Origin of the sequence: Halomonas sp. S3-1-1 (genome assembly GCF_023757625.1) — a bacterium.
Taxonomy (GTDB): Bacteria; Pseudomonadota; Gammaproteobacteria; order Pseudomonadales; family Halomonadaceae; genus Vreelandella.
In genome coordinates this window covers 475,425-494,916 of record NZ_JALGBZ010000002.1, presented here as the reverse complement: position 1 = coordinate 494,916, position 19,492 = coordinate 475,425, and the positions used below count along the sequence as shown (strand labels likewise).

17 protein-coding genes are annotated in these 19,492 nt (G+C 62.2%); 10 read left to right on the top strand and 7 right to left on the bottom strand.

Going from position 1 to position 19,492, the window contains the following annotated elements; all coding sequences use genetic code 11:
• Positions 1-99: 99 nt before the first annotated feature.
• Complete coding sequence (wrbA, locus tag MQW23_RS07360) at positions 100-699, bottom strand: NAD(P)H:quinone oxidoreductase (RefSeq protein ID WP_252107215.1); 600 nt, start codon at positions 697-699, stop codon at positions 100-102.
• Between the two features lie 170 nt (positions 700-869).
• Between wrbA and MQW23_RS07355 the strand changes: the two genes are divergently transcribed.
• From MQW23_RS07355 to MQW23_RS07325, 7 genes are all read left to right on the top strand, one after another.
• Positions 870-1,310: a hemerythrin domain-containing protein gene (locus tag MQW23_RS07355; RefSeq protein WP_252107214.1), complete on the top strand. Its 441-nt coding sequence runs from the start codon at positions 870-872 to the stop codon at positions 1,308-1,310.
• A gap of 237 nt (positions 1,311-1,547) precedes the next feature.
• Positions 1,548-2,540 (top strand): succinylglutamate desuccinylase, encoded by a 993-nt coding sequence (locus tag MQW23_RS07350; RefSeq protein WP_252107213.1) that lies wholly within the window; start codon positions 1,548-1,550, stop codon positions 2,538-2,540.
• 202 nt (positions 2,541-2,742) lie between these two features.
• Positions 2,743-3,513: an ABC transporter ATP-binding protein gene (locus MQW23_RS07345; protein WP_252107212.1), complete on the top strand. Its 771-nt coding sequence runs from the start codon at positions 2,743-2,745 to the stop codon at positions 3,511-3,513.
• A gap of 14 nt (positions 3,514-3,527) precedes the next feature.
• A complete protein-coding gene (locus MQW23_RS07340; RefSeq protein WP_252107211.1) occupies positions 3,528-4,229 on the top strand; it encodes an ABC transporter permease in 702 nt (233 codons plus the stop codon).
• A 1-nt stretch (position 4,230) separates the two neighbouring features.
• Entirely contained in the window at positions 4,231-4,962 is a 732-nt protein-coding gene (locus tag MQW23_RS07335) for an ABC transporter permease (RefSeq protein ID WP_252107210.1), read from the top strand.
• A 121-nt stretch (positions 4,963-5,083) separates the two neighbouring features.
• Positions 5,084-5,854 carry a transporter substrate-binding domain-containing protein gene (locus tag MQW23_RS07330; RefSeq protein ID WP_252107209.1) on the top strand — a complete coding sequence of 257 codons (771 nt, stop codon included), beginning with the start codon at positions 5,084-5,086 and terminating at the stop codon, positions 5,852-5,854.
• A gap of 259 nt (positions 5,855-6,113) precedes the next feature.
• A complete protein-coding gene (locus MQW23_RS07325) occupies positions 6,114-6,956 on the top strand; it encodes a TraX family protein (protein ID WP_252107208.1) in 843 nt (280 codons plus the stop codon).
• Here the strand turns inward: MQW23_RS07325 and MQW23_RS07320 are convergent.
• From MQW23_RS07320 to purE, 3 genes are all read right to left on the bottom strand, one after another.
• The gene (locus MQW23_RS07320) at positions 6,934-8,544 is read right to left on the bottom strand and encodes a diguanylate cyclase domain-containing protein (protein WP_252107207.1); all 1,611 of its coding nucleotides are present in this window, start codon (positions 8,542-8,544) and stop codon (positions 6,934-6,936) included. The two genes, MQW23_RS07325 and MQW23_RS07320, sit on opposite strands and share 23 nt — an antisense overlap.
• 167 nt (positions 8,545-8,711) lie before the next feature.
• Positions 8,712-9,827, bottom strand: coding sequence for a 5-(carboxyamino)imidazole ribonucleotide synthase (locus MQW23_RS07315; RefSeq protein ID WP_252107206.1), 1,116 nt, complete (start codon positions 9,825-9,827; stop codon positions 8,712-8,714).
• A 10-nt stretch (positions 9,828-9,837) separates the two neighbouring features.
• A complete protein-coding gene (gene purE / locus MQW23_RS07310) occupies positions 9,838-10,350 on the bottom strand; it encodes a 5-(carboxyamino)imidazole ribonucleotide mutase (protein WP_252107205.1) in 513 nt (170 codons plus the stop codon).
• 205 nt (positions 10,351-10,555) lie between these two features.
• Here purE and MQW23_RS07305 point away from each other — a divergent pair, with 205 nt between their 5' ends.
• Positions 10,556-10,834: a helix-turn-helix domain-containing protein gene (locus MQW23_RS07305; RefSeq protein ID WP_252107204.1), complete on the top strand. Its 279-nt coding sequence runs from the start codon at positions 10,556-10,558 to the stop codon at positions 10,832-10,834.
• A gap of 62 nt (positions 10,835-10,896) precedes the next feature.
• Here the strand turns inward: MQW23_RS07305 and chrA are convergent, their stop codons facing one another.
• Both chrA and ilvD read right to left on the bottom strand, forming a co-directional pair.
• Positions 10,897-12,078 carry a chromate efflux transporter gene (gene chrA / locus MQW23_RS07300; RefSeq protein WP_252107203.1) on the bottom strand — a complete coding sequence of 394 codons (1,182 nt, stop codon included), beginning with the start codon at positions 12,076-12,078 and terminating at the stop codon, positions 10,897-10,899.
• Positions 12,079-12,187: 109 nt separating this feature from the next.
• Positions 12,188-13,924, bottom strand: a complete 1,737-nt coding sequence (gene ilvD / locus MQW23_RS07295; protein WP_252107202.1) for a dihydroxy-acid dehydratase — start codon at positions 13,922-13,924, stop codon at positions 12,188-12,190.
• A 195-nt stretch (positions 13,925-14,119) separates the two neighbouring features.
• Here ilvD and MQW23_RS07290 point away from each other — a divergent pair, with 195 nt between their 5' ends.
• Positions 14,120-14,482: a DUF5362 family protein gene (locus MQW23_RS07290; protein WP_252107201.1), complete on the top strand. Its 363-nt coding sequence runs from the start codon at positions 14,120-14,122 to the stop codon at positions 14,480-14,482.
• 70 nt (positions 14,483-14,552) lie between these two features.
• Positions 14,553-18,131 (top strand): exodeoxyribonuclease V subunit gamma, encoded by a 3,579-nt coding sequence (recC, locus tag MQW23_RS07285; RefSeq protein ID WP_252107200.1) that lies wholly within the window; start codon positions 14,553-14,555, stop codon positions 18,129-18,131.
• A gap of 46 nt (positions 18,132-18,177) precedes the next feature.
• On the opposite strand, the gene pncB is transcribed toward recC, so the two are convergent.
• Complete coding sequence (pncB, locus tag MQW23_RS07280) at positions 18,178-19,371, bottom strand: nicotinate phosphoribosyltransferase (RefSeq protein ID WP_252107199.1); 1,194 nt, start codon at positions 19,369-19,371, stop codon at positions 18,178-18,180.
• Positions 19,372-19,492: the final 121 nt, after the last annotated feature.

Genomic DNA, 19,492 nt, shown 5'->3' with positions numbered 1-19,492 from the left:
GGATGCCCTAAAACGCGCAAACCCCACGGGCGTGGGGTTTGCGGGGCTAACGGGCACTATAGTAGCGCCTGGCGGCTTTCAAACAATTAGCCCATGGTCTCAGCGGGCGAGCTTCGCGGTAATGCCCGCCACGTGCTTGCCCTGAAAGCGCGCGAGCTTCAGTTCGCGCTCGCTGGGTTGGCGGGAGCCGTCGCCGCCGGCCAGGGTGGCCGCGCCATACGGGTTGCCGCCGCTGACTTCGGAAATATCGAACTGCTCTTCGATACCGTAGCCGATCGGTACGATCACCATGCCGTGGTGGGCAAGCGTGGTCCAGGTGGAGGTGACGGTCATCTCCTCGCCGCCGCCGGTACCGGTAGAGGTGAACACGCTCGCCACCTTGCCACGCAGCGAGCCGTTGGCCCAAAGGCCACCAGTCTGATCAAAAAAGGTGCGCATTTGGCCGGCCATGTTACCAAAGCGGGTGGGCGTGCCGATGATGACGCCGTCATAGTCGGCGAGTTCGTCGGGTTTGGCTTCCGGCGTGGTAAAGTCCTGCTTGCCGCCAGCGTTTTTGTAGGCCTCCTCCGGCATGGTTTCCGGCACGCGCTTGACCGTGACCTCGACGCCCTCCACTTCCCTGGCGCCTTCGGCGACGGCCGCGGCCAGCGTATCCACGTGCCCGTACATGGAATAGTAAAGTACCAGTACCTTGGTCATTGCTCTCTCCGTTTGAGTCGACAGATAAACCACCCCTTTAGCCTAGCGGAAAATTAACCCAAGTGAAGGTCGCGGTGGCGTCGCTTGAATTGCCGGCGTTTGTCTCTTGCGCTTTTGGTCATCCCGCACTAGTTTTCAATGCGACCGTCACAGCAAAAAGGGAGTTTTACATGACGATTTTCGAAGCGCTTCGTAAGGACCACGACATTCAGCGCGACCTGCTGGCCAAACTGGTAGAAACCCACGGTGATAGCAGCGAGCGCGATACGCTCTATCAACAGATCCGCGCCGAGCTCAAGTACCACGCCAACGCCGAAGAGCGCGCGCTGTACATGCCGATGATGGACATCGACCTCACCCAGGAGAAGGCTCGCCACAGCGTCGCCGAGCACCACGAGATCGACGAGCTGATCGAGCTTCTCGACGAAACCGACTACAGCGCCAGCAACTGGCTGGTGCACGCCAAGGAGCTTCAGCACCTGGTGACCCACCACCTGGACGAGGAAGAGCAGGAAGTCTTCCAACTGGCCGGTCGTGGCCTGCCGGAACAGCAGAAGACCTCACTTGCCGGTGAGTACCAGGACGAGATGCAGCGCCAGCGCGCCGAGTAATTCACGCCGTCCAAAAGCGCCTGCCCTCGAAGGGCAGGCGCTTTTTTTATGCCTGTTCAATGCGACTTTGCTGCCAGGCGGGCGTTGGCTTACACCTACGCCCGCCCCTTTTACAGCCTGGCGACACGGCTTTTTGTTTAGCCCGGCCCAACGTGATACATCTTCTGGATCGAAAACAAATAGCTCGAACAACAGATAGCTCGAACAACGAATATCTCGAAAAAGGGAGAATCGCGCATGCTGAGCCAGTGGCTGGACGGGGCGCTCGATGACGACATGCCCGCCAAACGCGAGGGCCGCTTTGCCAGCGGCCGCTACCGCCTTGGCGCACCGGGGGTGCTGGAACTCATCCCGAACGCCTCAAACACCGATGCCCACGCCTGCGTTTTTTCCGCTGCGATTCACGGCAACGAAACCGCACCGGTGGAGCTTCTGGGCCAGTGGCTCTGCGCGCTGGAGGCGGGTAGCGCGCCCCTCAAGGCGCCGGTGCTGGTGATACTGGGCAATATTCCCGCCCTCAAGGCGCAAACCCGCTTTGTAGAGACCAACCTGAACCGGCTTTTCGAGCGCGGCCTGACAAAACAAGGCCAAGAGGCCGACCGGGCTCGCGAGCTGATGCGCGAGGTGGATCGTTTCTTCGAGCGCTATAAAGGCCGCCCGCGGCTTCACTACGACCTGCACACCGCGATCCGCCAAAGCCTCTATCCGCGCTTTGTGGTCGAGCCCTTTGGCGAAACGGCCACCCATGCCCGCCAGTGGGCCTGGCTTGCCGGCGCCGACATGCAGGCGGTGCTGCATCAGCACCAGTCGAGCTTCACGTTCTCCCACTACAGCAAGCACTACCACCAGGCCCAGGCGTTTACCTTCGAGCTTGGCCAAAACGCGCCCTTTGGCCAAAACGATCTGGCATCGCTCACCCCCATGCTTGAGCTCATTCAGGCGCTCGGCGCCGGCGAAACGCCACAAGAAGGCGCCGAGCCTCCGCGCTTTTTCGAGGTCGAGCACGAGCTGATGCGCCGCTCGCAGGCGTTTACGCTCTGCTTTGACGAAGACGTGGCGAACTTTACCCGCTTCTCCCCCCACACCAAACTCGCCCAGGACGAAGAGGCCGGCGACTTCATCGTCGGTGAAACGCCGCTTCACGTGGTGTTTCCCAACGCCCGGGTGGAGATCGGCGCGCGGGCGGCGCTGCTGGTCACGCCGGTCGCCACGCAAGCAGCCAGACCATAAACGCCCTACACTAGGCAAAACCGTTGAACATGATCGAAGGCGGCGCTCACAGGCCGCCAGGATCAGCGCATTAAATCGCATAACAACGAGCGCATCGGGTATAAGGCCTGATAGAATCGCTCCCTTTTTCGCGCCAGCCGCTACGAATATCCGTATCGACACCGTTCGCTTAAGCGGCAACTCTGCTCTGGAGCCTGGTTATATGGCCACAACACCCACCCCTCTCGAAGTGCGCAATATCAAAAAGCGCTTCGGGGATACCGAAGTTCTCAAGGGACTTTCACTCGAAGCCCACAAGGGGGATGTCATCACCCTGATCGGCGCTTCGGGCTCGGGAAAAAGCACCTTTCTTCGCTGCATGAACCTGCTGGAGCAGCCCGACGAAGGCGAGCTGATCGTCCACGGCGACCCCATTCGCTTCAAGCAAACGCGCCAGGGGCGCGAGCCGGCGGATAAAAAGCAGGTCGTCGCCATGCGGGCGAAGCTTTCGATGGTGTTTCAAAGCTTCAACCTCTGGGCGCACATGACGCTTCTGGAGAACATCATCGAAGCCCCCGTACACGTTTTGGGCCAATCGAAAAAGGAAGCTACCGAACACGCCTACGCGCTGTTGGAGCGCGTAGGCCTTACCGCGCGCGCCAAGGCGCACCCGGCGCAGATGTCCGGCGGCCAACAGCAGCGCGGCGCGATTGCCCGGGCGCTGGCCATGGACCCGGACGTGATGCTGTTCGACGAGCCGACCTCGGCGCTGGACCCGGAGCTTGTCGGCGACGTGCTAAAGGTCATGCGCGACCTGGCGAAAGAGGGCCGCACCATGATCGTTGTCACCCACGAAATGAACTTTGCCCGCGACGTCTCGAGCCAGGTCATCTATCTGCAGGAGGGGCTAATCGAGGAATCCGGCACGCCCGCTGAGGTGCTGGACAACCCGCGCTCGCCCCGGCTTAAGCAGTTTCTCACCCCTAACCACTGACCGACGAGGCGACCATGCTGGATTTGCAAGGCTACGGCCCGCGCCTTTTCGAAGGGGCGCTCGTCACCGTCGAGCTCGCCGCGCTTTCGCTCGGGCTTGCGATCATACTGGGGCTGATCACCGCCACGGCCAAAATGTCGCGCAGCTGGCTTCTGCGGCGCGTGGCCGGCGTCTATACCACGCTGATTCGCGGCGTGCCGGATCTGGTGCTGATGATGCTGCTGTTCTACGGCGGCCAGATCGGCGTCAACGCCATTAGCGACGTGCTCCTCTACGACTACGATATCGACATCTATATCAGCTTCAACGCCTTTGCCGCCGGCGTGCTGACCATTGGGTTCATCTTCGGCGCCTACATGGGCGAGACCTTTCGCGGCGCCTTCATGGCCGTGGACGCGGGCCAGATCGAGGCGGGCAAGGCCTACGGCATGGGCAGCGCCCTGCTCTTTCGCCGCGTGCGCTTTCCGCAAATGATGCGCCACGCCCTGCCCGGGCTCTCCAATAACTGGATGGTGCTTTTAAAGACCACCGCGCTGGTCTCGGTGATCGGGCTGACCGACATGGTGCGCGTGGCCGCCGAGGCCTCGCGCGCGACCCACGAACCCTTCGTCTTTTTGATTCCCGTTGCGGTGGCGTACCTGCTCATCGCAAGCGTCACCGAGTGGATCTTCGCGCGCCTGCAAAAGCGCTACGACATCGGCTTCGGGGAGCACTGACATGTTCGATCTTTCTACCTGGTATCATGAGCTGCTCGACGACAACGCCATCTTCACCCCGGCCACCATGGCCCACTACTGGGAAGGGCTTGTCACCACCACGCAGCTGGTGTTTCTTTCGCTGGTAGTGGGGCTGGTGCTGGCGGTGCCGCTGGCGATTCTGCGAAGCTCCAAACGCAAGTGGATTAGCCTGCCGATCTACGCGTACACCTACGTGTTTCGCGGTACGCCGCTTCTGATCCAGCTCTATATCATCTACTACGGCGTGGTGTTTTTCGACGGCATTCAGGAGAGCTTTCTGTGGCCGGTCTTTCGCGACGCCTTCTATCCGGCGCTAATCGCCTTCACGCTCAACACGGCGGCTTACACCACGGAGATCTTTCGCGGCGCGATCAAGGCGACCGCCAAGGGGGAGATCGAGGCGGCGCGGGCCTACGGCATGTCCGAGTCCTTGATGATGCGGCGCATCGTGATTCCCAGCGCCTTTCGCCGCGCCCTGCCCGCCTACGGCAACGAGGTGATCTTCATGCTTCACGCCAGCGCCATCGCAAGCGTGGTGACGCTGATGGATTTGACCGGCGCGGCGCGCTACGTCTACTCGCGCTTCTACACGCCCTTCGAGCCGTTTCTGTTCGTGGCGCTGATCTATCTCTGCCTGACCTTCGCGATTCTGTTCTTTTTCCGCTTTTTGGAAAAGCGGCTACTAGCGCACCTGAGCTCGCCGTCGCTGTAAGCGGCGGCTGCGTCAAACGAACGTTGGTTTTTAATGCGTTTTCGACTTTGCGCTCGCCCCTGCTTGGGTTACGTTAAAGAGGATCACTGAATACACCCGTTCACGACAGTGGAGTTTGATGATGAAAAAACTGCTTTCGCTCTCTTTGTTAGGCCTTGCGGTCGCCGCCGCGTCCTCGGCCCAAGCACGTGACTACGACACCGTGCGTATCGGTGTGGACGTTCCCTACGTTCCCATGGAGTACCGCACGCCGGAAGGCGATCTCACCGGCTTCGACATCGAGCTGGGCAACGCGCTGTGTGAAGAGGTCGGCGTGACCTGCGAGTGGATCGAGCAGGAGTGGGACGGCATCATTCCCGGCCTACTGGCGCGCAACTACGACGCCGTGATGTCGTCGATGACGATCAACGACGAGCGCCGCCAGCAGGTGCTGTTCTCCGAGCCCTACATCACCATGCCGTCGGCCTGGTTCGCGGCAAGCGATCTGGACATCAGTGAGGCCAACGAGCAGACGCTCGACGGTCTGACCATCGGCGTTCAGCGCGGTACGCTGCAGGACAACTACGTCACCGACAAGTACGGCAGCGTCGCCGACATCAGCCGCTACTCCACCGCCGATGACATGGTGCTGGACATGGACGCCGAGCGTCTGGACATCGTTTTCCTCGACTTCCCGATCGGCCAATCCACGCTGGTCGAAAGCGACGAAGGCGACTACACCATCGTCGGCGAACAGATCACCGAGCCCAAGGAGTACTTCGGCGACGGTTTCGGTATCGCCTTCCGCCAGCGCGATGAAGACTTGGCCGAACGCTTCAACGAAGCGCTCGCAACGCTGCAGGAAAACGGCACCTACGACGAGATCCACGCGCGCTACTTCGACGGCGAGTAATCTCTTTTCGTAAGCGTCTCGTCATTAAGCAAAACCCCGGCAAACGCCGGGGTTTTGCTTTTTGGGGCAACGCCCGGAAGCTTTGGGGTATAGTACGGATAGATAGTACGTATGGATCGTACGTGCGGATCGAGCGCATGGATGATACGTGCGGATACGCAAGAGCGGCGAACGCGCCGACCGCGAAAGCGATCGGGCTTGAACTCGACGCGACCGTTCAAGTCTGAAGCCATTCAAGCCATGTCAACACGGAGGTTTTATGGCACATATTCCCGGCGACACCGCCCACGCCCACCTGACTTCTTCGCCGCGTCCTGCGGCGATAGCTCCCGAGCGCCCGCTATCACACTGGACGGCTTGGGCGCAGTGGCTCGCGCTTTTGACCATGACCATCGATCACCTGGTGCGCTACGTGCTGCCGCACAGCTGGGATCTGGGCTGGGCGGGATCGTCCATCGGGCGCATCGCCTTTCCCCTGTTCGCGGCCATGGTGGCTTGGCACGGGCTGTTCAATACGCGCAATCCGCTGCGCTACGCCCGGCGGGTACTGGTGATCGGGCTCATCGCCCAGGTGCCGTACATGATGATGCCCCGATCCAGCGACGCCTTCATTCTCAACGTCTGCTTTACGCTGGCAAGCGGCTTGGCGTTCGGGGCGTTGGCGCGTCAGGGCTGGCAACACTACCGTCAAGAAACACTCGGGTTTGGCTGGCTGCTACTGGGGGCGGCGGTGGCGGTAACGCTTTGGTATCTGCTTGGCTTTTGGGTGGAGTATGGCCATAACGGCCTGATGCTTATCCCACTTTTCATGTTCGCCATGTACGCGCTCAACGACACTGATAACGCGCTTAAATCGAGGCTATGGGCGGGGCTGGCCGCGTTTCCGGTACTGTGGATCGCTGGCCAAATGAACGCCTCGGACATGTCCAAGTCGTTCACCGTCGGCACCTGCATCGTCGTTCTCATCCTCGCCGCCGGCGGTGCCCGCTACGTTCCCCAAGTATTTAAAACCATGCCGAGGCGGCTCTGGCTTGCTTGGTATCCTGGCCACTTCGCGCTCATCGCGCTGTGGGTGGTACTTAGCGGTCAATTAACGCTGTAACGCGGTCAGGTAGCGCGGCCTTCTTTAGTTGGTCGCGCATTTCCGGGCGGTAGCGGCAAAGCCGGCCGCGACCTTGCGCCTTGGCCTGATACATTGCGATATCGGCCTGCTTGAGGATCTCGGCATGGTCGCACTCGGCGGCATTGAAGCACGTGTAGCCCATGCTTGGCGTCACATCCACCTGCTGGCTCTCCAAATGATAAAACCCGCCAAGCTTGCCTCTCAATGTTTCCATGCACGCCTTCGCCATCTCTTCGGCCCGATCGTCGAAGGGCCAGTCGAACAGTTTGAGCATCACGAACTCATCGCCACTTAGCCGTGCCGCCATGTCGTCGTCGCCCAGGTGGGCCTCCAAGCGCTTGGCGACCTGTATGAGCAGATCGTCACCGGCGGCGTGGCCGAAGGTATCGTTGATCATCTTGAAGCGGTCCAGATCCAGAAACATCACCACGCCGGTTCGCTTGCGGTTCGATGACTCCTCGCACAGCGCCATCAGCCGTTCGATGAACAGACGCCGGTTGGGCAGATCGGTCAGCGAGTCGTAGTAGGCCTGCCGGTAGATAGTCGCTTCATGTTGAGTGCGCTCGGTGAAATCCTCGACGATGGCCATACCTCCGATTCGCTGATTATTGACGCAATTCACGCCGTTAAAAATGGCGCGCAGCGGCGTGCCCTTCTCAGCGCCGGGCAGATAGAACGTGCCTTCGAAATAGCCCGAGCCCTTCTCGAGGCTGTCGCGCACCCCTTGGGCCACCTGTTGATTCGCCGAGCGGTCGAGCATGCGATAGCCGACGAAGTCCTCGCGCGTGCCGCCCAAAATCCGAAGTAGCTGCTCGTTGCAGTCGGTGATCATTCCATTACGGTCGAAGTGCAGCACCCCCAGCGGTGAATGGTCGAAGATCGAGCGGTAGCGGTTTTCACACTCCTGCAGCTTCGCTTTGCGCGACTCGATATTCACCTTCAACGCGATGTTATCGTGAATGATGCGGTGAAACCGAATACAGGTCGTTAGCATCAGCGCCAAAAACACCAGCACGACGACGCCCATCAGTATCGATTGCATCGTCGCTTGTAACAAAAAGACGGCGGCTAGTGGCAGCAAAATGAGGCTAATGAACCCAATCCCGACCCACTTGACCGGCGACAGTGTGGTCGTGCCGCCAGCAGCGATACCGCAAACAATGACCGCTAATGCCGCTGTTTGAGTGGGATTATCGGGGGAATAAAATAGCCCCCCCGCAGCTCCCCAGAGTGCCGCCGAACCAAGCGAACCCGCGCTAAAAATGTAGAGCCATATTTTTTGATGGGCGTTGGCCGCATCCTGTTGGTACCAGCGAGCCAATACCAGCCGCAAAATCGTTATGACGCCAAATGATAATAACCAAACCGAGATAGCAACCGGCGGATGCGCCGACCATAGGATCGCGGCGGTAAAGGCCGCCACGACCAGGCTGCTGATAACGGGCTGCCATAGCTTTTCGTATAGAAGTGCGACCTTCGCCGCTTCAAGATCGCATAGCGAGAGCGACTCATCGGCATCGCCGGCGCCATATCGAGCGGCCCCAGCGGGTTTGAGCTTCCACAGCATGTCCATTCCCTGCGCTTTTGGGTCGCCTAAATTAAGGCAACCTGTCTTCGTTCAATGAAGTCTTATGCAGTAGTTGTAAACGAATTATCTCATTAAAGCGAATACCAAAATCGACTTATAAAAAAAACCGCCTGACAGAAGGCGGTTAATGACATTCATTTCGTTACTTAAACCTTAAAACTCCACTGTACCGGAGGGGCTTCGGGTAAAAGCGCTTGGCACTGGCGCACTTTATCCAAAAGCTCGGCATGTGAATCGGCCAGCACGTTGATGTGCGCAAGCTTGCGCCCGGCGCGCTCGTCCTTGTCGTAGCGGTGCAGATGAGTATGCGGGATCGCCAACAACGCGGTGTTGTCGCCTTCGCGGCCGATGACGTTGACCATACAGGTCGGCGCAATGGCCTCGGTCGAGCCAAGTGGCAGCCCTTGAACCGCCCGCAGGTGATTTTCGAACTGGCTGGTCGCGGCGCCGTCCATCGTCCAGTGGCCGGAGTTGTGCACGCGCGGCGCCATCTCGTTGGCCAGCAGGCTTCCATCGGTGGCTTGAAAAAGCTCCAGCGCCAGCACGCCAACGTAGTCGAGCTCGTCGAGCAATTGACGAATATAGCCGTCGGCCAACGCCTGAACGCTGTCGTCGAGATCCGGCAGCGGCGCGACCGAGTAGCGCAAAATGCCGTCTTCGTGCTGGTTCTCCGCCATAGGGTAGAACACCACCTCGCCATCACGCCCGCGCACGGCGATGATCGACACTTCGCGTACGAAATCGACGAACGCCTCGACGATCAGCTGAGAGTGCCCAATCGACGCCCAGGCATCTCGGGCCTGATCGGCGGACTTGAGCACGGCCTGGCCTTTGCCGTCATAGCCCTCGGTGACGGACTTGGCGACCACCGGGCAGCCAAGTTCCTCGGCGGCCTGGGCCAGCGCCTCGGCGCTCTCCACCACGCGGTAGGCCGGCGTCGGAATGGAGAGCCGGTCGAACAGCGCCTTCTCTTCTACCCGGTTTTGGCACACGGCGATCGCTTTACTGCCCGGGTAGACCGGCTTGTGCTTCTCGATCTCGCGCACGAGCGCCACCGGCAGATGCTCGAACTCGTAGGTCACGACATCGACTTTTTCGAGAAATGCGGCCAAATGCTCGTTGTGCGGATCGACGATCACCTCGCCAATTCCCGCGCTGGGGCTACCCGTGGTGTCCAAAAAGGTGAAGCGGTTGCCGAGCGGATAGCCGGCCAAAGCGAGCATGCGACCCAGCTGGCCGGCACCCAAAACGCCAATGTTCATGGTGGTCTCCTTAGGCCTGGTCGCTATCGATGCGGGGGTCCGGGTTATCGAGCACGGCTTGGGTCTGCTCGGCGCGGAAAACCTCGACCGCCTCGCGCACGGCGCTGTCCTGAAGCCCGACGATCTGCGCGGCCAGAAGGCCTGCGTTGGTCGCTCCGGCCTTACCGATGGCAAGCGTTCCCACGGCGATACCGCCGGGCATCTGGGCAATGGAGAGCAGTGAATCGAGCCCCTTGAGCGATTTGGACTCCACCGGCACGCCGAGTACCGGAAGCGGCGTTTGAGAGGCCACCATGCCCGGCAGGTGAGCAGCCCCCCCCGCGCCGGCCACGATCACCTGAAGGCCGCGCTCCGCCGCGCCCTTGGCGTAGTCGAACAACAGATCCGGCGTGCGGTGGGCCGATACCACTCGGGTCTCAAAAGCAACGCCCAGGCGCTCGAGCATTTGGGTGGCGTGTTCCATCACGGGCCAGTCGGATTTGGATCCCATAATTACGCCCACTTGGGGTGCGCGGCTGGACATGGATTCGCTCCTCGGCCGAAGGCCATCAATCGGTAAAAGACGAAAAGCCGCAAGGCTTGGCTATCATTTTTAAAGGCGCATAGTTTACCAGAGCGGGCCGAATTAGGGGCTTCGATCGGTGGAGGAAATTTTAGCCGAATCAGGCATTGAAAAGCGCCCCCGATAGCGGCATTGTGTAGGTGTCACTTTTGACCCATGGAGTCACATGAGTACGGCAACGTCGACTGCTCACGTAGAAACGCTGGACCCTCCTCGAAGCAGCCCTGACCTCGACGTCAGGGAATTGGAAAAGCGCACGCGCTTGATGCGCATCATCACTCGTCTGGTCGCCGTATCGGATCTGGGAAGCCGCGAAATCGCCCGTCGGGCTGGCCTACCCGTCCAAAAGATCAGCGACCTGCTCGCCGGAAGGCTCGAGCATCTGGACCTGGACGAACTCAACGTCCTGCGCCGCACACTAGAGCTGGAGGCGCCAACGCCATAGCCTCCAGGTTTGAACCGATAAACGCCTCGCCAAACGCGAGGCGTTTTTTTATAGCGCAACCCTTACCCGAGCGCCACCCCGCCCAGCGTTACGATCAACACCACCGCCCAAACCGGCAGGCGCCACACGCTCAAGAGCAAAAACCCGGCCAGCGCCAGGGCGAAATCCAGGGGCTTAAACACCGCACTTGTCCACACCGGGTCGAAAAGCGCGAGCCCCAGAATCCCCACGACCGCCGCACTGGCCCCTCGCAGAAGCGCCTGAGCCCATTGGCCGCGGCGAAAACGGTGCCAAAACGGCAGCACCCCCACCAGCAGCAAAAAACCGGGGGCGAAAATCGCCACCAGCGCCAGCGCCGCCCCCATCCAAACACTCACGCCCGGCCACAGCGCGCCGAGGTACGCGGCAAAGGTAAAAAGCGGCCCCGGAATTGCCTGGGCGGCGCCGTAGCCGGCCATGAACGTTTCGCTTGAGATGATACCTGGCTGAACCGTCTCGGCGCTCAAAAGCGGCAGCACCACGTGGCCACCGCCAAACACCAGCGCCCCGGCGCGATAAAAGGCATCGACCATATCGAGCCACGCCGCCATTGGCGCCAGCAGCGGCAGCGCTCCCAACAGCAGCGCGAAAAGCACAAGCGCGATGCCACCGGCCCGGCGCGACACGCCAAAAGAGAGCGTGTCGAACTCGGCACTACTCGGGTGCTGCCGGCAGAGCCAAAGCCCCGCCGCCGCGCCGAGCACGATGGCGGCGACCTGCCCCGCCGGGCCGCCTGAGAGCGCGGCCACGAACACCGCGCCCAGCGCAATGCCCGCGCGGGCTCTATCCGGGCAGAGGTTTTGCGCCATGCCCCACACCGCGTGGGCGACCACCGCCACGGCCACGAGTTTCAGGCTATCAATCACGCGCTCGAAAAGCGGGCCGTCGAGTGCCGCCGCGCCCAGCGCGAACAGCACCAGTAAAAGCGCCGAGGGCAGCGTAAACGCCACCCACGCCGCAAACGCCCCCCTCGGGCCGGCGCGCAGGAGCCCGAGCGCAAAGCCCACCTGGCTGCTCGCCGGGCCGGGCAGAAACTGGCAAAGCGCCACCAGCTCCGCGTAGGCCGCTTCCGTCAGCCAGCGCTTTCTTACGACGAATTCGGTATGGAAATAACCCAGATGCGCGACGGGGCCGCCGAAAGACGTACAGCCCAGCCACCAAAACGTTCGAAAGACGTCGAAAACCCGCCCACGCCGGCTCGTCATTGAAAGGCCCTCGCATAAAACGAAAGCACCACTCTAGCCGAGCCGTTTGACGCGCACGTGACAAAAAAAAGGGCCGCGAACGCGGCCCTGGAGGTTGCCCTGAAGGGGCTTAGTCGTCCTGGTCGGTGACCGCACCGGTGCTGGCTGAGCTAACGTGGCGAGCGTACTTGGCGAGCACGCCGCGGGTGTAGCGCGGCGCGGGCTGCTGCCACTGGCTCTGGCGGCGGGCCATCTCGTCGTCGCTAACGTCGATATCGATGGTGTCCGCGTCGGCGTCGATGGTGATGAGATCGCCGTTTTCGACCAGCCCCAGCGGGCCGCCCTCGAAGGCTTCCGGCGCGACGTGGCCGACCACGAAACCGTGGCTGCCGCCGGAGAAGCGCCCGTCGGTGATCAGCGCGACGTCATTACCCAAGCCGCGGCCCATGATGGCGGACGTCGGCGTCAACATTTCACGCATGCCCGGCCCACCCTTCGGGCCTTCGTAGCGAATCACGACCACATCGCCGGCGACGACGGTGCCGTCGTTGATGCGCGCCTGGGCTTCCTCTTCCGAGCCGAACACCCGCGCCGGGCCGGAAAAGCGCGTGCCTTCCTTGCCGGTAATCTTGGCCACGGCCCCTTGCGGCGCCAAGTTGCCGTAAAGAATGCGCAGGTGGCTCTGCGCCTTGATCGGCTTATCCAGCGGCGCGATGATCGACTGATCCATCGGGTAGGGCTCGACGCCCGCCAAATTCTCGGCCAGCGTTTTGCCGGTGACGGTCAGGCAGTCGCCGTGCAGAAGCCCGGCCTCGAGCAGAATCTTCATTAGCGGCTGAATGCCGCCGATGGCGACCAGCTCGCTCATCATGTAGTGGCCGCTGGGGCGCAGATCCGCCACAACCGGCACGCGCTTGCCGATCTCGGTGAAGTCGGACAGCATGAGCTCGACACCGATGGTGCGCGCCATGCCGATCAGGTGGAGCACCGCGTTGGTGGAACCACCCAAGGCGATGATCACGGTGATCGCGTTCTCGAAGGCCTGGCGGGTCATGATGTCGGAGGGCTTGATGTCGGCTTTCAAAAGCTCGAGCACCGCCTCGCCGGCCGCTTTGCAGTCGTCGCGCTTTTCTTGCGAGATGGCGTTCTGCGCGGAGCTTCCCGGCAGGCTCATGCCGAGCGCCTCGATCGCCGAGGCCATGGTGTTGGCGGTGTACATGCCGCCGCAGGAGCCGGGGCCGGGAATCGCGGTCTCTTCGATCTGCTTGAGCTCGATCAGGTCCATGTCGCCGCGCGAGTGCGCGCCCATGGCCTCGAACACCGACACGATATCGGTGTGGCCCTTGCCCGGCATGATCGTGCCGCCGTAAACGAACACGCTGGGGCGGTCGAGCCGCGCCAGGCCCATCACGCAGCCGGGCATGTTCTTGTCACAGCCGCCGATGGCGACCAGTCCGTCAAAGCCCTCGCAGCCGGCCACGGTTTCGATGGAGTCCGCGATCACCTCGCGCGAGACCAGCGAGTACTTCATGCCCTCGGTGCCGTTGGCGATGCCGTCACTGATGGTGATGGTGTTGAACACCACGCCCTTGCCGCCGGCGGCGTCCGCGCCTTCGCGGGCAAGCTCGGCCAGCTCGCCGATATGGCTGTTGCAGGGCGTCACCATGCTCCAGGTCGAGGCCACGCCCACCTGAGGCTTTTTGAAATCCTCGTCGTTAAACCCTACCGCGCGCAGCATCGCACGGCTGGCCGCCTTGCCCGGGCCGTCGACGACCGGGGCGGAGTGGCGGCGCGAACCTTGCGCTACGTCGTCTTGCGACGTGCCGGTTTGTGAAGCGTTCTGCGAAGGGCTAGTCGGCTCGGTCATGGCGGGCTCCTTATGTTTTTCGTGTTCTAAAAAACGTCATAGCTTGGCGATGCGCGGGCCTCACTGCAAGATGCACGGAGTAATTATCCGGCAAAATTCCACTCACACGGCGAGTAAAGACAAACGTGTCGAAACTCATTAAGATCATGACCTTCCAACAACGTATTGATTTTCAAACGACACTGCGAGGACGCCATGGAACCGCATGAGAAAAACGAGCTATTGAAAAGCATAGCGGAGCCGCTTTACCGCGGTAAACTCTGGATGCAGCTGATCGGCGTCATGCTCATTCTGGGTGGGGTGTTAACGGCGATTACCGTCGTCGGCATTATCGTTGCCTGGATTCCCATCTGGGCAGGTGTGGTGCTCTTTCAGGCGGCCAGTGCCAGCCAGCGCGCCTATCAAAGCGGCGACGAGCGCGAGCTGCGCTTTGCGCTTTCAAAGCTCAAGACCCACTTCACCATCTTCGGCGTGCTGGTGCTTTTGTACCTGCTGCTGTTCGTGGGCATGACGTTTTTGGGGCTGATGGGCATCGGCAACGTTACGCTCTCCTACTAAACGTCATGCTCTTCTACTAAATGAGCGTCGGCGTTAGCCGACCTCGCTCTACCGTTTTCCGGGGGTGTCCATGTCGAGCCTATCTGCACCGCCGCTGACGCCGGGTTTCATGGTGGTTCACGCCAACCGTTTGGAAGACCTACGCGCGGTGGCGATCGAGTGGATGCGCCTGCACCCGCTTGGCCCGCTGGAAAACGAAACCATTCTGGTACAGAGCAACGGCATCGGCCAGTGGCTAAAGCTGGCCCTGGCCGAGGACCCGGAAAACGGCGGCGCAGGCATCGCCGCCGCGCTCGACGTTACTCTCCCCGCCCGCTTTCTCTGGCAGGCTTACCGCACCGTGCTTTCTCATATCAGCCACGATGCCGACGCGGTGCCGGAAACCTCGCCTTTCGACAAGTCACGCCTGGTGTGGCGGCTGTTGCGCCTGCTGCCCACCCTGGTAGCGGACCCGACGTTCGAGCCGCTCGCCCGCTTTCTGGCGCTCGACCGCGACCAGCGCAAGCACTATCAGCTCGCCGAGCGGTTGGCGGATCTGTTCGACCAGTACCAGGTGTACCGGGCGGACTGGCTCGATGCCTGGGCCCAGGGCGACGACGTGCTCATCGGCGCCCGCGGCGAGCATCGCGCGTTGGAAGAGCACCAGCGCTGGCAGCCCGCGCTTTGGCGAAGGCTTAGAGAGGACGTGGCCGCCACCCAGGGGCACAGCGGGCTCGAAAGCAGCCGGGCGAGCGTTCACCAGCGCTTTCTCGAGGCCACCGAACATCTGGAAGGCCAGGCCTGCCCCCCGGGCGTGCCCCGGCGGCTGATCATCTTCGGCATTTCGTCGCTACCCAGCCAAACGCTCGAGGCGCTCGCCGCGCTTTCGCGCTGCTGTCAGATCGTGCTCTGCGTGCATAACCCCTGCCAGTACTACTGGGCGGACATCATCGAGCACAAGGATCTACTGCGCGCCAGCCGCTACCGCCAGCGGCGCAAGGAGGGCATGCCGGAGGCGCTCGACGTACTCGGCACCGGCGACGCCGAAGGTGCGCTGCACCTGCACGCCCAGCCGCTGCTCGCCGCTTGGGGCAAGCAGGGCCGCGACTACCTGCGCCTGATCGACGAGCACGACGACACCGGCGATTATCAGAGCCTTTTCGAGCAGCGCGCGCTGCGCATCGACATGTTCGAGCCCTTCTCGCTGGAAGGTGGCGGCACACTCTTGAGCCAGCTTCAGGACGATATCCGCGAGCTGCGCCCGGTGTCTGAGACCCGCGAGCACTGGCCAGCCCCAGGTGATACCGACGACTCGATCGTCTTTCACATCGCCCACGGCCCCCAGCGCGAGGTCGAGATTCTGCACGACCAGCTGCTGGCCGCGTTCAGCCGTGATCCGAACCTGCGCCCGCGGGACATCATCGTCATGTTGCCGGACATCGACCGCTACGCGCCGCACATCGAGGCGGTGTTCGGCCAGCTCAGTCAGGACGACCCGCGCTTCATCCCGCATACGCTGTCGGATCAGGCCAGCCGCCACCGGCTGCCGCTGATGATCGCGCTGGAGAAACTGCTGCGCCTGCCGGAGCTTCGGCTTTCCACCAGCGACGTGCTGGACCTGCTCGACGTGCCGGCGCTGCGCCAGCGCTTTGGGCTCGAGGAGCGCGACCTGCCTACGCTGGAGCGCTGGATGGAAGGCGCGGGCATTCGCTGGGGGTTGAACGCCCGCGCCAGAGCGCATCTGGAGCTGCCCGGCGGGCTCGCCCAGAACACCTGGACCTTTGGCCTTCGACGGCTTTTGCTGGGCTACAGCGTGGGCGAGGCCGGCGCTTGGCAGGGCATCGAGCCGTTTGACGATATCGGCGGGCTGGAGGCGCGCCTGGCCGGGCCCCTGGCCACACTCTTGGAAAAACTCGAAGCCACTTGGGAGCGCTTTTGCGAGCCGGCAGACGCCACCACCTGGGTGGCGCGACTGCGCGCGCTGTTGGAAACCTTCTTTCTCACCGACGACCCGGCGGAAAGCGTCATGCTGGCAAAGCTCGAAAACGGCCTGCAGCAGATGCTCGAGAGCACCCAGGAAGCCGCGCTCGATGATGCGCTTCCGCTCTCCATGGTGCGCGAACACTGGCTGTCGCAGATCGACGAGCACAGCCTTTCCCAGCGCTTTCTAGCCGGCGCCGTCAACTTCGCAACGCTGATGCCAATGCGCGCCATTCCCTTCAAGCGGGTGTGCCTGCTGGGGATGAACGACGGGGAGTATCCGCGCTCCCAGCCGCCGCTGGATTTCGACCTGATGGGCGGCGACTACCGCCCCGGCGACCGCTCGCGGCGCGAGGACGACCGCTATCTGTTTCTCGAAGCGCTGCTTTCCGCCCGCGACCAGCTCTATGTGAGCTGGGTCGGCAAAAGCCAGATCGATAACGCCCCGCTTCCGCCGTCGGTGCTGGTCGGCCAACTGCGCGAACATGTGGAAGCCGGCTGGCAGCACGACGGCAATGACCTTCTAGCGCGGCTGACCACCGAGCACCCGCTGCAGCCCTTCAGCCGGCGCTACTTCGTCCAGGACGATGCGCTGTTCACCTACGCCCACGAGTGGCGCGAGGTGCACACTGCGCAGAGCGCCCGTCACACGCCGCCACTTCCGCCTCCCGCCGAGAGCGAGCCGGCTACGCTCAACCTCGCCCAGCTGGGCAGCTTTCTGCGCGAGCCGGTGAAGAGCTTTTTCAATACGCGCTTGGGCGTCTACTTCGAGCAGGAAGCGATTGCCGAGCTCGATGCCGAACCCTTTGCGCTGGACGGCCTGCAGAACTGGCAGCTTCAGGACCGGCTGATCGCCGCCCAGCGCCGCGCGGTCGACAGCAATGAGCCGCGCATCGAGGCGCTCAACGAGCAGCTCTCGCGTTTTCAGGGCCAGGGCGTGCTTGCGATCGGCGCCTTTGGCGAGCGCATGCGCGCCTCTCTCGCCGAGCCGATGGAGGCGCTGTTCGAACAGTACGAGCAGATGCTGGCCGCCTGGCCGTACCAACAGAGCGCCGCCCAACGGGTGTGGCTCGCCCCGGATCAAAGCCCAACACTCGAGGACTGGCTGGGCGAGGTGCGCGTGAACGACGTCGATGAGCGCTGCCGGGTGCTGCTTTTAAGCTCGAGCCTTGTAAAGCAGAGCAAATACCAGTGGCACCACCTGCTGCGCCACTGGGTCGCGCACCTGGCGGGCAATTTGGACGCCCCCATGACCACCGAGCTGATCTCGAAAGCCGGTAGCGTCACATTCGAGCCGGTAGCGCGCGACACCGCGAAGGCGCACCTGGCCACCCAGCTCGACGCCTGGCGCCAGGGCCAGCAGGGGCCGCTGCCGCTGGCAACCCAAGCCGGGTTCGAGTGGCTGGGCAAACTCGGCACGGTAGAGAGCGACCGGGACAGCCCCGCGTACGCCGCCGCCGAGAGCGCCTATGAGGGCGGGCGTTACCTCAGAGGTGATGTGTCCCAAAGCGCTTATCTCGCCCACCAGTGGCCGAGCTTCGAGCAGCTTTACAGCGCCCGTACCGCCATGAATGAGGGGTTTGCTGAGCTGGTCGAGCATCTCTACGCCCCACTATTCAAGGCGGTCAAGGGTGACAAGAGAAGTGGCGAGAGAAGTAGCAAGAGCAGCGATAAAAAAGGCGGGCGTTAAAAGCCCGCCGCGTGGCGTTTCAAAGTGCGAGCCGCTTTCGGCTCGATCAGGGGCAGGTTTCCGGCGTGGCGTGGCTTAGCGACAAAATGCGTTTGGCCAGAGCGATCATGTCCGGGTCCCCGGTGTGCTTGTCCGGCACGTCCGAAAGCTTGATGACCGGCAGCCACCCTTGCCCTTCCGGGCGCGCCTTGACCATCTTGATCACCATGTTCATCGGCTCGACGCCGACATCGTTGGTGAAGTTGGTGCCGATGCCAAAGGCGGTGCCAATGCGCCCCTGGCAGAACGCCTGGATGCGCTCGACCCGCTCCGGCGTCAGCGCATCAGAGAAGATGATCGTTTTGGTTTGCGGGTTCACGCCCAGGCGCTTGTAGTGCTCGATGGTCGCCTTGGCGAACTCCACCGGGTCGCCGCTATCGTGGCGCACGCCGTCGAAGAGTTTGGCGAACTTCTTGTCGAAGCTTTCGAAAAACGCTTTCGAGGTGAAGGTATCGGTCAGCGCGATGCCGAGATCGCCGCGGTAAACGTCCACCCAGTGCTCGAGCGCCAGACTGTTGGCCATTTTGAAGCCAAAGCGCGCACCGTGGAACATGAACCACTCGTGGGCATGGGTGCCGATCGGCTTCACCCCGTGGCGCATGGCCAGCAGCACGTTGCTGGTACCGGTGAAGGTATCGCCGCCGTAGTGGCGAAGCGCGCCCACGACCCGGTCGTGCACCGCAAACGAAAAGCGCCGGCGGGTGCCGAACTCGGCGATCTTGAGGCCCAGATCGCGGTAGTGCTCGATCTTCTCCCGGGTGCGCTCTTCGATCAGCTCTGCGGTGTTATCCGGGGCGTGCTCCTCGCGCAGCACGTACCAAAGCTCGCTGATCAGCGCCATCAGCGGCACTTCCCACAAAATGGTGCGATACCAGGGGCCTTCGATGACCACCGATACCTCGCTGCCCTGCTGCTCGACGATCACCTCGGAGGGGTCGTAGCGAAACCCGGCGAGAAAATCGAGATAGGTGGGATCGAGATACGGGCAGGTGGTTTCCAGATAACGCTTCTCGTCCTCGGTAAGCGCAAGCGAGGCCATCTTGTCCACTTCCCGGCGAAGTGCCGCGCCGAACCCGTCAGGGAAGCGATGCTCGCCCCGGTTGATGAACGCGTAGTGCGCGTGGGCGTAGGGAAAGCGCTTGATCACGGCGTTTTGCATCGTGATCTTATAAAAATCGTTATCGAGAAGCGATGTCAGCATGGGGTCTCATCGTCAGCATGAACCAGGTGCCCCCGCGGCATTTCAGGACCGGACTGGCGGGGCTGGCCGACAAGATTAGCAGGTGACGGGCCTTACTCACAGCCCGGGCAAGCGCTGCCCG

What these genes read in the sequence shown, in the direction of transcription:
- wrbA (WP_252107215.1), bottom strand. Translation starts at nt 699, where the DNA reads ATGACCAAGGTACTGGTACTTTACTATTCCATGTACGGGCACGTGGAT.
- MQW23_RS07290 (WP_252107201.1), top strand. Translation starts at nt 14,120, where the DNA reads ATGGAACCGCATGAGAAAAACGAGCTATTGAAAAGCATAGCGGAGCCG.
- MQW23_RS07350 (WP_252107213.1), top strand. Translation starts at nt 1,548, where the DNA reads ATGCTGAGCCAGTGGCTGGACGGGGCGCTCGATGACGACATGCCCGCC.
- purE (WP_252107205.1), bottom strand. Translation starts at nt 10,350, where the DNA reads ATGTCCAGCCGCGCACCCCAAGTGGGCGTAATTATGGGATCCAAATCC.
- pncB (WP_252107199.1), bottom strand. Translation starts at nt 19,371, where the DNA reads ATGCTGACATCGCTTCTCGATAACGATTTTTATAAGATCACGATGCAA.
- MQW23_RS07345 (WP_252107212.1), top strand. Translation starts at nt 2,743, where the DNA reads ATGGCCACAACACCCACCCCTCTCGAAGTGCGCAATATCAAAAAGCGC.
- MQW23_RS07330 (WP_252107209.1), top strand. Translation starts at nt 5,084, where the DNA reads ATGAAAAAACTGCTTTCGCTCTCTTTGTTAGGCCTTGCGGTCGCCGCC.
- MQW23_RS07315 (WP_252107206.1), bottom strand. Translation starts at nt 9,827, where the DNA reads ATGAACATTGGCGTTTTGGGTGCCGGCCAGCTGGGTCGCATGCTCGCT.
- recC (WP_252107200.1), top strand. Translation starts at nt 14,553, where the DNA reads ATGTCGAGCCTATCTGCACCGCCGCTGACGCCGGGTTTCATGGTGGTT.
- MQW23_RS07305 (WP_252107204.1), top strand. Translation starts at nt 10,556, where the DNA reads ATGAGTACGGCAACGTCGACTGCTCACGTAGAAACGCTGGACCCTCCT.
- MQW23_RS07335 (WP_252107210.1), top strand. Translation starts at nt 4,231, where the DNA reads ATGTTCGATCTTTCTACCTGGTATCATGAGCTGCTCGACGACAACGCC.
- MQW23_RS07325 (WP_252107208.1), top strand. Translation starts at nt 6,114, where the DNA reads ATGGCACATATTCCCGGCGACACCGCCCACGCCCACCTGACTTCTTCG.
- MQW23_RS07355 (WP_252107214.1), top strand. Translation starts at nt 870, where the DNA reads ATGACGATTTTCGAAGCGCTTCGTAAGGACCACGACATTCAGCGCGAC.
- MQW23_RS07320 (WP_252107207.1), bottom strand. Translation starts at nt 8,544, where the DNA reads ATGCTGTGGAAGCTCAAACCCGCTGGGGCCGCTCGATATGGCGCCGGC.
- ilvD (WP_252107202.1), bottom strand. Translation starts at nt 13,924, where the DNA reads ATGACCGAGCCGACTAGCCCTTCGCAGAACGCTTCACAAACCGGCACG.
- MQW23_RS07340 (WP_252107211.1), top strand. Translation starts at nt 3,528, where the DNA reads ATGCTGGATTTGCAAGGCTACGGCCCGCGCCTTTTCGAAGGGGCGCTC.
- chrA (WP_252107203.1), bottom strand. Translation starts at nt 12,078, where the DNA reads ATGACGAGCCGGCGTGGGCGGGTTTTCGACGTCTTTCGAACGTTTTGG.